The sequence below is a fragment of the Natrinema salaciae genome (assembly GCF_900110865.1).
In the GTDB taxonomy this organism is placed as follows: domain Archaea; phylum Halobacteriota; class Halobacteria; order Halobacteriales; family Natrialbaceae; genus Natrinema; species Natrinema salaciae.
In genome coordinates this window covers 365,860-378,759 of the sequence record NZ_FOFD01000004.1, presented here as the reverse complement: position 1 = coordinate 378,759, position 12,900 = coordinate 365,860, and the positions used below count along the sequence as shown (strand labels likewise).

Annotated in this window: 13 protein-coding genes, 1 tRNA gene and 1 pseudogene; 5 read left to right on the top strand and 10 right to left on the bottom strand. The window is 63.9% G+C overall.

Features of this window, described 5'->3' with window-relative positions:
• The first annotated feature begins 147 nt into the window (after positions 1–147).
• The 3 genes from BMX07_RS15380 (at position 148) to BMX07_RS15370 (ending at position 1,792) form a co-directional block, all read left to right on the top strand.
• Positions 148–537: a hypothetical protein gene (locus tag BMX07_RS15380; protein ID WP_245742128.1), complete on the top strand. Its 390-nt coding sequence runs from the start codon at positions 148–150 to the stop codon at positions 535–537.
• Positions 538–665: 128 nt separating this feature from the next.
• The gene (locus BMX07_RS15375) at positions 666–1,313 is read left to right on the top strand and encodes a helix-turn-helix domain-containing protein (protein ID WP_245742127.1); all 648 of its coding nucleotides are present in this window, start codon (positions 666–668) and stop codon (positions 1,311–1,313) included.
• Entirely contained in the window at positions 1,310–1,792 is a 483-nt protein-coding gene (locus BMX07_RS15370; RefSeq protein ID WP_090619139.1) for a DUF8154 family protein, read from the top strand. The genes BMX07_RS15375 and BMX07_RS15370 overlap by 4 nt, the downstream gene beginning before the upstream one ends.
• Positions 1,793–1,836: 44 nt before the next feature.
• Here BMX07_RS15370 and BMX07_RS15365 read toward each other — a convergent pair whose 3' ends face one another.
• A complete protein-coding gene (locus tag BMX07_RS15365) occupies positions 1,837–3,279 on the bottom strand; it encodes an HNH endonuclease (RefSeq protein ID WP_090619136.1) in 1,443 nt (480 codons plus the stop codon).
• A 126-nt stretch (positions 3,280–3,405) separates the two neighbouring features.
• Here BMX07_RS15365 and BMX07_RS15360 point away from each other — a divergent pair, with 126 nt between their 5' ends.
• Positions 3,406–3,771: a 4a-hydroxytetrahydrobiopterin dehydratase gene (locus BMX07_RS15360; RefSeq protein WP_090619134.1), complete on the top strand. Its 366-nt coding sequence runs from the start codon at positions 3,406–3,408 to the stop codon at positions 3,769–3,771.
• 469 nt (positions 3,772–4,240) lie between these two features.
• Here the strand turns inward: BMX07_RS15360 and BMX07_RS15355 are convergent, their stop codons facing one another.
• The 9 genes and pseudogenes from BMX07_RS15355 to BMX07_RS15315 form a co-directional block, all read right to left on the bottom strand.
• On the bottom strand, positions 4,241–5,467 hold the full coding sequence (locus tag BMX07_RS15355) for an orc1/cdc6 family replication initiation protein (protein WP_090619131.1): 1,227 nt from the start codon (positions 5,465–5,467) through the stop codon (positions 4,241–4,243).
• 753 nt (positions 5,468–6,220) lie between these two features.
• Positions 6,221–6,293, bottom strand: a tRNA-Arg gene (locus BMX07_RS15350).
• Positions 6,294–6,382: 89 nt separating this feature from the next.
• The gene (locus BMX07_RS15345; protein ID WP_245742126.1) at positions 6,383–6,640 is read right to left on the bottom strand and encodes a HalOD1 output domain-containing protein; all 258 of its coding nucleotides are present in this window, start codon (positions 6,638–6,640) and stop codon (positions 6,383–6,385) included.
• Positions 6,641–6,876: 236 nt separating this feature from the next.
• Positions 6,877–7,776, bottom strand: a complete 900-nt coding sequence (gene gnd / locus BMX07_RS15340) for a phosphogluconate dehydrogenase (NAD(+)-dependent, decarboxylating) (RefSeq protein WP_090619127.1) — start codon at positions 7,774–7,776, stop codon at positions 6,877–6,879.
• A 117-nt stretch (positions 7,777–7,893) separates the two neighbouring features.
• Positions 7,894–8,133: pseudogene (locus tag BMX07_RS15335) on the bottom strand (ATP-binding protein); the annotation flags it as partial.
• 141 nt (positions 8,134–8,274) lie between these two features.
• A complete protein-coding gene (locus tag BMX07_RS15330; protein WP_090619124.1) occupies positions 8,275–8,709 on the bottom strand; it encodes a hypothetical protein in 435 nt (144 codons plus the stop codon).
• 93 nt (positions 8,710–8,802) lie between these two features.
• Positions 8,803–9,267 carry a copper resistance protein CopD gene (locus BMX07_RS15325; protein ID WP_090619122.1) on the bottom strand — a complete coding sequence of 155 codons (465 nt, stop codon included), beginning with the start codon at positions 9,265–9,267 and terminating at the stop codon, positions 8,803–8,805.
• Between the two features lie 129 nt (positions 9,268–9,396).
• Complete coding sequence (locus tag BMX07_RS15320; RefSeq protein ID WP_090619119.1) at positions 9,397–9,951, bottom strand: hypothetical protein; 555 nt, start codon at positions 9,949–9,951, stop codon at positions 9,397–9,399.
• 59 nt (positions 9,952–10,010) lie between these two features.
• Positions 10,011–10,493: a deoxyuridine 5'-triphosphate nucleotidohydrolase gene (locus tag BMX07_RS15315; RefSeq protein WP_090619117.1), complete on the bottom strand. Its 483-nt coding sequence runs from the start codon at positions 10,491–10,493 to the stop codon at positions 10,011–10,013.
• A gap of 376 nt (positions 10,494–10,869) precedes the next feature.
• On the opposite strand from BMX07_RS15315, the gene BMX07_RS15310 reads away from it, so the two are divergent.
• Entirely contained in the window at positions 10,870–12,843 is a 1,974-nt protein-coding gene (locus tag BMX07_RS15310) for an aconitate hydratase (RefSeq protein WP_090619115.1), read from the top strand.
• The last annotated feature ends 57 nt before the right edge of the window (positions 12,844–12,900 follow it).

Sequence of the window (12,900 nt, the reverse complement as noted above, 5' to 3'; positions counted from 1 at the left end):
ATATACGGGTCTATTCGATCGATCCGTGGCAAAATGCAGTCCAGTGTATGGGCACCGGACTGCGCTAGCTCCCGTATTCCAGCTGCGGAAGCCATGTCCGACCACAATTCGCGGGACCTTGAAGGCCCCGACCGATCAGTGGCATCGATGTCGAACGCTCGAGTCCGCGCTGATGGAGGTACCCGAAACGATACCATTCACGATTGCCTCGCGGCGATCGATTACTTCACGCGCACCCTGCTCTCGGCCATCCGAGATGCGGAGACAGACCTCGAGACAGCCAACCACGAAAACCGTCGCGAGGCCGCGCGACACGTCCGCGGGATCAGAGCGGAGGCCAGCCAGGTCGGACTGTTGCTGGTCGGCCCTGAAGCGGTAATCCCCTACCGGCCGGGCGACGATCCCGACCGCGATTCGTCGCCGACCGATCGATCGGGGTCATTTACGACCACCTCTCTCGGGCCGGATGCGGAGGCGCTCGAGCGCGAACTCGAGCGCCAGCGCGGGGATAGTGGGGATGATCGTGCTGACGAATGACCTCATCACCGCCGACGAGTAGTTCTCTCCAGTGACAGCACCCGTTCATCGGAACCGAGCGTGAGTCTCGGCAGAACTGTTATATGTGATATAACGTATTACATGAGGCATAACGCATGCGGATCGAGATGCACCTTCCGCTTCCCGAGGAGCAGATCTTCAGGTACGAGGCGATGGACGATATCCTCGAGATCACAGCCCAGAATCCGACCGAAGAGTTCTCGAATCGAGATCTCCAGGACCTCACCGGATTCGGCGGGCCGAGCGTTTCGAAGGCGCTGTCACTGCTCGAGCAGTTGGATCTCGTCGTCCGGCGCGACACCGGCACCAAAACGCTGTATCGGATCACCGAGCGACACCTCTCGGATTCCGACGACCCTTTTTTCGAGATCCCACAGGCGGAATTCCGAGCACCGCTCCGGTTGTTCGTCGACCGTCTCACCGAAACGGTTCCCTCGATCGCGGGAATCCTCTGTTTCGGCAGCGTGGCTCGCGGTGAGGCCGACCGTGTGAGCGATATCGACGTCTTCGTACTCGTCGATGATGACGACGAACTTGTATCCGTTCGACGGACCGTTTCGGATCTGAAACGCGAACTCGAGGACGAACCGATCGATGGACACCGATACGAATTCGAGGTGTTCGTCGAGTCGGACGAGAGTGCTCGAAACCGAGGGTCGGACCTTCGGCCGATCTTTCAGGAAGGGGTCGAGCTGTACGCCGACGAAACGCTCACACAGGTGAAACGTGCTGCGTTCGGGGGTGAAAGCGAATGACGTCGAACGATCTCGAGGACGCACTCGGAGACGCCGAGGATGCGTTCCAGCGGACGCCCGAAATCCCGGAAACAGGACTCGAGTACGTCACCGAGTCGTCGGTTATCCAACTTCGGAAAGCGTGTCGTCTCCTCGATGCAGCGGGATTCCTGCTCGAGCGCAACGGTCACTTCACGGTCATCATCGAGTCGTCGTTCGTGGCTATCGAACGATCGATCCAGTTCTACGTCCAGGAGAAGGGGTACGACGTGGCTGCACAGCGACACACCGAAGTGTACGAGTTGGCCGTCCAGGCAGGCCTCTTTTCGGAAGACATCGCTGACCGTCTGGAGGCACTCTGGCTCGAGAACCGCTCAGAGTCATACTACCGAACGGGAATCGCAGGGGAATACCGGGCCAAGACAGTCTATCAGCTTGCTTCGAAATTGCACGACGAAGTCGTCGAGTTGACGCGGACGCACGATTGCATCTGTGAGTGAGACTCGCCGTACATACCGGTTCAGTAGCTCTTTCAAAGGATCTTTTACGGCGATTCGAACCCGTGCCGTTCCCGATGTGCAGCGAGGAATGTCGCGTGCGGACGGCGGCCCTCGTCCGCCGGCAGCGTCAGCGAGTCCCCCTCGAGCGCCGCGAACTCCTCGTAGCCCTCGAGATCGGGGCGATCGGCGACCAGCACCCGGTAGTCGTCGGAGACCGCGAGCCAGCCGGTGTCGAACGCCCAGTGGTGGAGCCGACAGAGCGCGAGGCCGTTTTGCACGTTGTCCCGGCCGTTCGCCTGCTTCGGATAGATGTGGGCCGCCTCGATGTCGATCGTCCCGCTCGGCGACTCGCGCGAGTTCCCGCAGATCGCACACCGGCCGTCGTAGGCGGCCGTGACTTCCTTCGGGAACGCGCTCGAGCGAACCCGGCGCTGGACCGCGGTGAACTCCTCCTCGTCGTCGGTGAGGGCCGGTTCGTCGTCCTCCGCGTCCGCGATCCCCTCGGACACCGACTCCGAGAGCGCCTCGAATTCGGCCGGCTCGAGCCCGAGTCGCTCCATCGTGAACTGATAGACCATCCGCCCGTCCCGTGAGACGTACTCGGCGTCGACGACGTCGACCAGTCCCTCGTACCGGAGGTCGTCGCTGTCCGCCGGCTGGTAGAAGAAGTACACCGGGATGGTCGATCGATCGGCCTGCTCGAGGAGCGCCCCGTTGGCACCGGTCACCTGCTGGTCCCCCTTCTCCGGGACACCTTCCCCGATGTAGGTGAACCGCTCGCCGTCGAGTTCGTCGTCGTAGGGGCCGTCCTCGCGAGCCTTCACGATGATGTACGCCAGTTCTCCGTCGTCGTCCGTTCGCGGACTGATGCCCTTGATGTAGGAACCGAAGCTGGTGTCGAACGCGTCCTCGAGGTCGGTTTGTGCGTAGCACTCGCCCCGCTCGAGGTTCGGATACACCGAGGTCCGACGCCGCGCCAGTTCCCGGCCACTGTCGGTCAGCGAGTTCACGCCGTCGGCGCGCTCGACGTAGCCCAGACTCTGCAGCCAGCCCCTGTGTTGAGCGGGGCCGGACGTGTCGTTCCAATCGAACGTGGGGTGCTCGGACGCGATCGCGTCACCCAGTTCGGCGTCCGTCTTCGGCCCGTCGAGGAGCGCCTCGAGTATCGTGTCGAACCCGTGGACGGTGCTCGAGAGCAGGTCGTAGAGTACTGCCGGCTCCGTCTCCGAAAGCCACGCCATCCCTTGCTGGGTGAGTCGAACGCTATCGCCATCGCGCTCGAGAAGCCCGATTCCCTCGAGAAAGAGAAGGCGACGCCGAATGCCGTCGTCACTGGTCGCTCGCGTGTTCGACTTGAGCCACTCGAGAACCGCCGCTTCGGTTGGGGCCTCGGTGAGGACGTACGTGCAGAATTCCTCGAGAACGACCGTATAGTTCCCCGCACCGCCGAAAAATCGAACTGCGATGTTGCGTTTGGTCCCTCCCATCGTGTGATGCGGTAACTCTGTCGTTATCGGGACGCCAGTTAAAACGAGCGGCACGACCGAAGACGAATCACGGCGGCGGCGGTCACCGCACAAATCTTCACGTCGTTCGCAGTCGTAGTCCGACCCATGTCCGAGCCAGCACTCGCCGATCAGGAGTGTGAGGCCTGTACCAGCGAGGACGAGCCACTCGAGCCCGAGGCGTACGCCGACTACCGCGCGGAGATCCGCGACGACGTGTGGAGGGTCGTCGACGACCACCACCTCGAGGGAATCTACACGTTCGAGGACTTCCGTGACGCCCTCGAGTTCACCTACGAGGTGGGCGAGTTGGCGGAGGAAGAGTGGCACCATCCGGATATCGGACTCGAGTGGGGCGAGGTGACGATCGAGCTGTGGACGCACAAGATCGACGGCCTCCACAAGACCGATTTCGTGATGGCGGCCCGGATGGACCGCATCTACGAGGAGTACGAGCCGGAGGAGGACGCGTAGCGCCGACGGCCGGCGGACTCGTCCGCTGCCGAAGTAGTCGGTGCCCGCGTAGTCCCTTTGACGACCGATTCGACAACCACCACACCACCGGTTCAAGTGAATCGACACGGGTACGAATCGGCCGGGAGACACACCACAGTTGCATCTGAAGGAGCGGGTTCCGTCGGGGGAATTTCGCTCGAGGGTCCGCCCCACAGACACCACCGCTGCACGTGAACAGGCGACGGCAGCACGGTTCGATGGCCAGAGTGCAACGACGACGAGTGCCTAGCCGAGACACCACCGTTTCGCGTGAAGACGATCGTCAGGTGTCCGACCGAGAATCGATGACTCCGTTCGCCTCGAACTGTGACGTGGTGACACACCACCGGTACAAGTGAAACGGCGGTCCGGCGTCGTGTCGTTCGATGTTCACTTGCAACGGTGGTGTGGGGTGGTCGCGGACTGCCGCTGGGTCCGGAAGAGAGTCTCAGACGACGCTGTTCATCCGCGCGATGTCGCGGATCGTCTCGATTTCGTCGTCGAGATAGAGCACGTCGGCCATCGCGTCGACGGCACTCGAGAACGGAACGTCGAGTTCGTAGCTGTAGTAGTTGCCGCGGGAGCCGCTCCTGTTTTCCTTCGCCGAAAGGATGCCGAGCATCCGGAGATCGGAGAGGTGGTTGTGTACCGACCGCTGGGCGAGCGAGTCGGTTCCCGACGACGCACAGAGCGCTTCGTACTCCTGATAGAGCTCTCGCGTTCGGCAGGGGGTCGACTCCTTGGCCGCCTTCGAGACGACCGCCAGCAGGGCGAGCCGGCCGTGGGTCGTGAGCTCCCGCATCCCCTCCTCGACTCGCTCCTGCTCGAGCTTGGACCGCGCCCGATCGACGTGGTGCTCCCGGACGGCCTCGTCGTCGTTGTTCTCCGCCACCTCGCCGGCGAGCCGGAGCAGGTCCAGCGCCTGCCGAGCGCTCCCGCTGTCGCGAGCGGCGAGCGCGGCACAGAGGTTCAGGACGCCGGTCTCGCAGCCGTTCTCCGCGATCGCGACCTCGGCTCGAGATTCGAGGATGTTGGTCAGTTCGGACGCCTCGTAGGGCGGAAACTGCAGTTCGCGCTCGCAGAGCGTGTCCTGGACGCGGGGATCGAGCTGTTCGCGGAACTTGAAGTCGTTGCTGATGCCGATGAGGCCGACCTTCGTCGACTCGAGGTAGCCGTTCGAGCGGGCTCGCGGGAGTTCGTACAGCAACTCGTCGCGGTCGCCGATCGAATCGATCTCGTCGAGGACGATGACGACCGTTCCGCCCAGCGCCTCGAGTTCGCTGTAGAGCTTCTTGAAGACGGTCTGCTGGGGGTAGCCGGTCGTGCTGATCTCCGCGCCGTCGGGGCGGAGCGTGTTGACGAGCTCGACCGCGACCTGGTACGACGAGTTGAGCGTCTTGCAGTTGACTCCCAGCACCGAGAGGTCGACGTCGTCGTACTCGGTGACGTCGTCCTGCAACACGTCGAGGAGATACTCGGTGACGGCGGTCTTTCCGACGCCGGTGTTCCCGTAGAGAAAGATGTTGTTCGGCTCCCAGCCGTCGATGATGGGCTGGAGCGCGTCCATGTACGCCTCGATCTCTTCGTCCCGCTCTTCGATCCGCTCGGGCTGATACGATTCCCCGAGCGCATCCTTGTTCTGGAAGATGTTCTGCTTCCGCTCGAACCGAGGCATGTCCGTATCAAGAGAGATACGATATTTAAAACCACCTTTTCATCTGATTCAAGTGAACTCAGACACACCACTGTTTCATGTGAAGACGGGTGTCTCAGTCGACCGGACGAGAACAGTCCGCCATTTCATCTAAAGCGGTGACACTTTCGGCTGCGAAACGACCGTGATTTCGGCCACGGAGCGGACGTGATCGGCGGCTTCGGAGCTTCGAGACTCGGTCGCAGTTTTTCCGCCCCGTTCGCTCGGCGGACGGCGACCTCCCTCCCCCCGCGTGATGTGGCTTCACTTGCAACGGTGGTGTGTGTCTGTCGCTATCAGCCCGTGATCGCCGGAATCACAGCGTTCATCGCGCTTGGTGAGGTCCCTCCCTCCGACCCTCGTTCGACGAAACCCGGGCGCGGAGTGACCTCCGTCGGTGAACTATCTCTTCTCGGAACTCGACCGGGACGGGAAGATGGATCTCGTTATCGTTTCGTCTCACTGTACCCGTTCCATCCTTCCGACGCACCTTGGAGCATCTTGTATGCGATATACAAGGCGATCACGGCGACCACCAAACCCGATGTGAATACGATCTCCATGCTTCGCCGATCTCTATGCTTCGATATACGCTCTCCCTGGGTGTAAATTTATGCACCCCGCTTTGTATCCGATTCGGAGCGGCCGTATTGGCCATCCGAAACGGACGAAGACGCCGCTCTCGAGGCGTCTACTGTCGGATCGACATTAGTCCCAAAACACGGGGAAACGGAGCGGGCGCGGAGGGATTTGAACCCCCGACATCTTGGTCCGGAACCAAGGACTCTGTCCACTGAGCTACGCGCCCTCGAGAAAACCTAGCGTCAACGGCGACATAACGGTTCCCCTTCGCTCACGGTCGATTCGGCGAAACGCCGGAATCGGCCGCAGCACGGCCTAAATCGATGAGCCGGTGTCGACGAACTCGCTGGTCGAACCGTCGGCGGAGATCGCCGCACTCTCGAGCGTCACCTCGACCCCGTCGTCCGCATCCGCGACCGTTACCGCATAGCCCTCGTAGGAAAATTCGAGTTCGGTGAAGCCGTCGGCGTCGGGAAGCGAATCGAGGAGGTCCGGATCGATCGCGTCGTACAGCGGCTCGAGTTCGATCGGCTCGGTGTCGTCGGTCCGGGCGACGAGGTCGATAACGGTCATACTGAGCTGGTCGGCGGGGGTGACGGAAACGGATGTGGACTCGACCGGTTTCATAACTCCTGCTGCGGGACCGGGAGTAAAGAACATGTCCCAATATTTCATGCGCCGTATTTCGGAGGAAAGGACCGTTCAGCACGCCGGAATGCGCGGCCGAGCGGTTGCGACTGCTATCGAGTATTTCGACGTTAGGTATACGCGTTTCGGTATCCGTGTCCGCGCCGACCGGCGCGAGCGCCCTACTCGCGACGCGGGACCTCGTGGCGGCCGAAGCCGTACCGGAGGCGGTTCGCGAGTCGCCGCGAGAACCGACCGTCGTCGGCCCGCGAGCCGAACCGCTCGGCCAGCGCGGTGTAGATCAGCGGCAGGGGGACCTCCTGTTCGAGTCCCTCCTGGACGGTCCACGTGCCGGTCGAGCCGCCCTCGATGCGGTCGGCCACGGTCCCGAGATCGGTCCCCTCCTCGCGGAAGGCTTCCTCACACAGCTCGAGCAGCCAGGAGCGAATGACCGCGCCGTTGTTCCAGACGGCGGCCACGTTCTCGAGGTCGAGGTCGTACCGCCCCTCGTGGAGCAGCTCGAACCCTTCGCCGTAGGTCTGCATCAGGGCGTACTCGACGCCGTTGTGGATCATCTTGACGTAGTGGCCCGAGCCCGACGGCCCCATCCGACCGTGGCCGTCGGGACCGGTCGCGACGGCGTCGAAGACCGGCTCGAGTTCGTCGTAGGCCCACTGGGGGCCGCCGACCATCAGGGAGAATCCCAGTTCGGCCCCGGCGGGGCCGCCGGAGGTCCCGCAGTCGAGGTACGCCGCGGGACAGGACTCGGCGCGTCGGACGGAGTCCTCGAAGAAGGAGTTACCGCCGTCGACGACGACGTCGTCGTCGTTCAGGTGGTCCTCGAGTTCCTCGAGCGTGACGTCGACCGCCTCGCCGGCGGGGACCATCAGCCAGATGCGCTTCTCCGGTCCGAGTCGGTCGACGAAGTCGTCGATCGAGTCGGCGGGGTCGGCACCCGCCTCGGCCGCCGCCGCGACGGCGTCGTCGTCCAGGTCGAACGCGACGACGTCGTGGCCCGCCGCGACCGTTCGATCGACGACGATCTGCCCCATCCGTCCGAGTCCGATTACGCCCAGTTGCATGGGTAGGCATCGGCCGGCCGGCGTCGTAGTGGTTGCGGTTCCGCGTAGTTGCCACGTAGTGGTTGCGGTACCGGGGTGGACCGCCCGACGATCGCGAGGACGGTCGCCCGGCCCGTCTCACGCTGCGTCGGTCGACGCCGGCGGCGCGGCTTCGAGAGCGATCTCGACCCGGCTACCGCCCGGAGGCGACTCCGAAACCGAGACGGAGCCGTCGTAGCTGTCGACCACCCAGCGGACGAGCCAGAGTCCGAGGCCGCTGCTGTGGGTCAACTGCGTGACGTCCGTCTCCCCGGTGACGACGTCGGTCTCCGCAGGTGGAATACCGGGCCCGTCGTCGGCGACGACGAGTCGCACGGAGTCGGCCCAGACTCGGCAGGGGGCGGCCGTCGAGAGGGAGAGACTGGCCGCCTCGGTTCACTGACGGACCAGCGGAGGCCGCCGTCGGTGAGTACTGTTGTGGCAATTCACCGCAAAATGGCACGACATCGGCGAACGGATCTAGGCGAGTGGCTCCTCGAGGTGCGCCCAACCGATCGCATCGAGAACGACGATTCGATCGTTGTACTGTACGTAGACGCCGTTGTACTCGTCGCCGTCGGCGTCGTAATAGGGAAGCGTCTGCCGGATGCGGTCGACGACGGACCAGGCACCGTCTCGTTCGAGCGTGATGTGTTCCCATTCCTCGCGCGCACCGTTTCGGATCGCCCGGTCGAGCGCTCGCCGCGCCCCGGGAATTTCGCCGAGTCGCTGAGCGGATGCGTCGACGACGGTCGCATCGTCCGGAACGTCCTCCGGGGCGATGACGCGTGCGCCGAGGTTCGCTTTCGATCGAGATGTGCGGGTTCCCGACCGCTCGGACCGGAGGACGTACCCGGCCACAGCGGCCGTCCCCACCACGAGGAGCGACAGGGCCATGTCTTTACCCCTGATCATTAGCGAGTACCTTACAGCAACTGACTAAGTATCTTTCGCAAGAATGTTCATTTCTAAGATGTTCGCGTCTGAAATAGTTGTCCGGCCGACAGGCTAGAGCAGGCGAGCGACGTTGGCCGAGAGCAAGCCCGCGACCACCAGCAACCCGATCGCGGTGACGGCCGCGGCCCGGAACACCGGCAGCGCGTCGCGAGCCGGCTCGCGAATCTTTTTCCCGGTGAGCCCGGCTTCGAACCGTTTCGTACCGATTTCGACGAGCGCTGTCAGGAGGAGCCAGAGCGCGACCATCGCGAGCACCAGCCGGCCGTTGGTCGAGCCGAACAGCGTCTCGCTCGTGTAGCGATTCCCGGCCAGATGCCCGCCCGAGAGCAGGAGGACGACCGAACTCACGCGAGATATCGACGTCAATTTCCCCGAGATGACCTCGAGTGGTCGGGTCGTATTGAACGCGCCGTCGCGAGCGAGCGGCAAGACGACGGCGGCGACGAAACAGACGCTGCCGGCCCAGAGGGCCGCAAAGATCAGATGTGCCGTTCTGGCGGCGAGAACGTCGACCATACGGATTCGCTCGAACAGTGGGCGTATCAGCGTTCCGACTTCCGGCGGCGTGACAGTACGCGCTGCTGTCACGTTTCCGGTCACGATCATCCCGTCCCCCGCCGCGATCGCGGCTCACTGTCGCCCTCGTTACTCGAGCCAGTCGGGCGTCCACGCGACCAGCCGCCGCCGGAGGAGCGCGTAGACCAGCGAGACGGCGACGCCGCCGACGACGGCGGCGGTGACCCAGCCGTCGAAGACGGCCAGCGGGAGGATCGCGAGCACGATCCCGAGGACGGCGTCTTCGGGAGCGCCGTCGTAGCGGACCCACCGACGCGGGCGGACCCAGCGCGCGCGAACGTGGTCGTAGACCGCGCGCTCGGTGCGCTCGTTCCACGGGTCCATCTCGGGGCCGCCGCCGATCGCATCGCTCGCGGCGTGGAGCCAGGCCGTGACGGCGAACGCGGCCGCCCCGAGCGTCGGACTCGAGGGAGCGACGGTGCCGAGGACGGCTGCGGGGACGGCGACCGCGAGCCCCACGACGGGAAAGTGGAGCGTCCGCCGGTGCGTGAAGACGAGGTCGAAATCGGGAGCGAGACCACCGAGAACGGCACCGACGGCGAGCGGCGTCGCGAACTCCGGGAACCGGACGGCGACGGGCGCGACGGCGGCGAGTCCGGCGAAGACGTGCGTGGTCGCCATCATCGGTACCGGACTCTCAGTCGAGGATGGGCAAAAGGGTACGCGAACCGGCGGTCTCCGTGCTACTCGAGGTTCTCGCGCTGGTAGCTCCCGTCGTAGACGTCCTCGTGGTCGGCCTCGACTAAGACCAGTTGGGCGATCCGGGCACCGCGTTCGATCTCGATGTCGTGGTGGACCTGCAACAGCCCCTCGCCTCGCCCCTCGTAGCCGGCGTCCCAGACCGCCGTGTTCAGCATACAGGAGTTGCGCATCAACGACGACCGGGGGTAGACGAACCCGATGTGCCCCTCGGGAATGTGAATCCGCTCGCCGTACCGGGCGACGTAGGCTCCCTCGGGCAGGTAGTAGGTGTCGGGATCGGCCTCCTCGAGTTCCTCGAGCGGCCGGGCGACCCGGTCGCCGACCTGTTTCCCGTCCCGGCCGATGCGGCCCGGCTCGAGCTGCTCGAAGACGATATCGAGGGTGAGGTCGACCCCGTTCGGCTGAATCTGGTCGTCGGCCGTCGGCGAAACGTGCTCGGCGACGAACGTACCGGAGCGGAACATACGAACGGAGAGAGCGGATATCAGTGAGTGCGTTTCGGTTTGGATCGATTCGTCGTAGGGTATCTACAGATGAACGAGGCGAGTGCCTCGGTTATTCTGTAAAAATAACCATATCGGTAGGACGGACGGCCTACGAGTCGATATGAAGAACTCTGTGAGTTCTGTATTCGCGCGAGGATGTCCGGACGGAAACGGTTCGACGGTCGGCGAGTTTATCCCAGACGACACGTCGGACCCTGACGAAGTATGGCCAACGAGCGTCCATCTGCGTGGTAAGAATTGCATCGCATTCGCCGTATCGAACGGGAATTTCACACAGTCGATCCTCACAGAACACGCTGGATTTATCAGGACGGAAAGCCGAGTTACGGGTGCTATGGGACAGACACTCACCGAGAAGATTCTCGACGATCACCTCGTCGAGGGCGAACTCGAGACCGGCGAGGAGATCGGGATCGAGATCGATCAGGTACTTACCCAGGACACGACAGGGACGATGGTCTGGCTTCAGTTCGAAGCGATGGGACTGGACGAAGTTCAGACCGAGATCGCCGCGCAGTACTGCGACCACCAGACCTACCAGTTCGACTTTAAAAATACCGACGATCACCGTTTCCTCCGCTCTGCGGCCGGCAAATATGGCGCTCATTTCTCTCGCCCCGGTAACGGTATCTGTCACAACGTTCACCGCGAGAATTTCGCGGCCCCCGGCAAGACGCTGCTGGGTTCGGACAGTCACACGCCCACGCCCGGCGGCCTCGGCGAACTCGCCATCGGTGCCGGCGGGATCGACGTCACCGTCGCCATGGGCGGCGCACCGTACTACATCGAGATGCCCGAAGTCGTCAACGTCCGCCTCGAGGGCGAGCTTCCCGAGTGGGCCACCGCGAAAGACGTCATCCTCGAGATGCTCCGTCGCCTCTCGGTCAAGGGCGGCGTCGGCAAGATCCTCGAGTACACGGGGCCGGGCGTCGAGACCCTGACCGCACCCGAGCGGATGACCATCACCAACATGGGCACCGAGCTCGGCGCGACTACGTCGATCTTCCCGACCGACGAGCAGACCGAGGACTACCTCCAGCGCGTCGGCCGCGGCGACGAGTACGTCGAACTCCAGCCCGACGACGACGCGGAGTACGACGACGAGATCGTCGTCGACCTCTCCGACCTCGAGCCGCTGATCGCACAGCCCTCGATGCCGGACAAGGTCGTCCCCGTCAGCGAAGTCGAAGGCGAATCCGTCGAGCAGGTCATCGTGGGCTCCTGTACGAACGGCGGCTACGAGGACATCCTCCCCGTCGCCAAGATGCTCGAGGGTCGCGAGACCTCGATGGAGACCGACACGATCGTCGCACCCGGCTCCAAGCAGGCCTCCGAGATGCTCGCCCGTGAGGGCTGGGTCGCGGAGATGATGGCCGCTGGCGTCAACTTCTCCGAGGCGACGTGCGGTGCCTGTATCGGCATCGGCCACGTCCCCTCCTCGGACTCCGTCTCCCTGCGGACCTTCAACCGCAACTTCGAGGGCCGCTCGGGCATCGAAGACGACAACGTCTACCTCTGCTCGCCGGAGGTCGCGGCCGCGGCCTCGCTCAAGGGCGAAATCGTCGACCCCCGAAATCTCGCCGAGGAACTCGGCGACCTCGAGGCCCCCGGCGTCGAGCTCCCCGACGAGTACGACGGCTCCAAGACGGACCTCATCGCTCCCGACGAGGCCGTCGACGACGAACTCATCAAGGGACCGAACATCGGCGACGTCCCACTGAAAGACCAGCTCGGCACCGACATTCAGGGTGAGGCACTCCTGAAGATGGAGGACAACATCACGACCGACCACATCATCCCGGCGACCCAGGACATCCTGATGTACCGGTCGAACGTCCCCAAACTCAGCGAGTTCACCCTCTCGCGCGTCGACGAGACCTTCGCCGACCGCGCGCTCGAGGCCGACGGCGGCTTCCTCGTCGCCGGCGAGAACTACGGTCAGGGCTCCTCGCGAGAACACGCCGCCCTCTGCCCGATGTACCTCGGTATCGAGGGCGTCCTCGCACAGAGTTTCGCGCGCATCCACCGCGCGAACCTCTTCAACTTCGGGATCGTCCCGCTGACGATCGACGAGGACACTTACGAGAACATCGACCAGGGCGACGACGTCGAGATCGTCGACAACGTCTACGACGCCGTCACCAGCGGACAGGAGGAGTTTACCGTCCGCATCAACGGCGAGGACGAGTACACGGCGACGCTGGACGCCTCCGAGCGCGAGCGCGCAATCCTCGCGGCCGGCGGCAAGCTCTCGTGGACGAAAGAGCAGGCCGAAGGCGGCAGCGGCGCGACGCCCGCCGACGACTGATCGGCTCGAGCGACGACTCGGCCGCCGACTCTCGATCCGAATTTTCCGTCTTTTCGA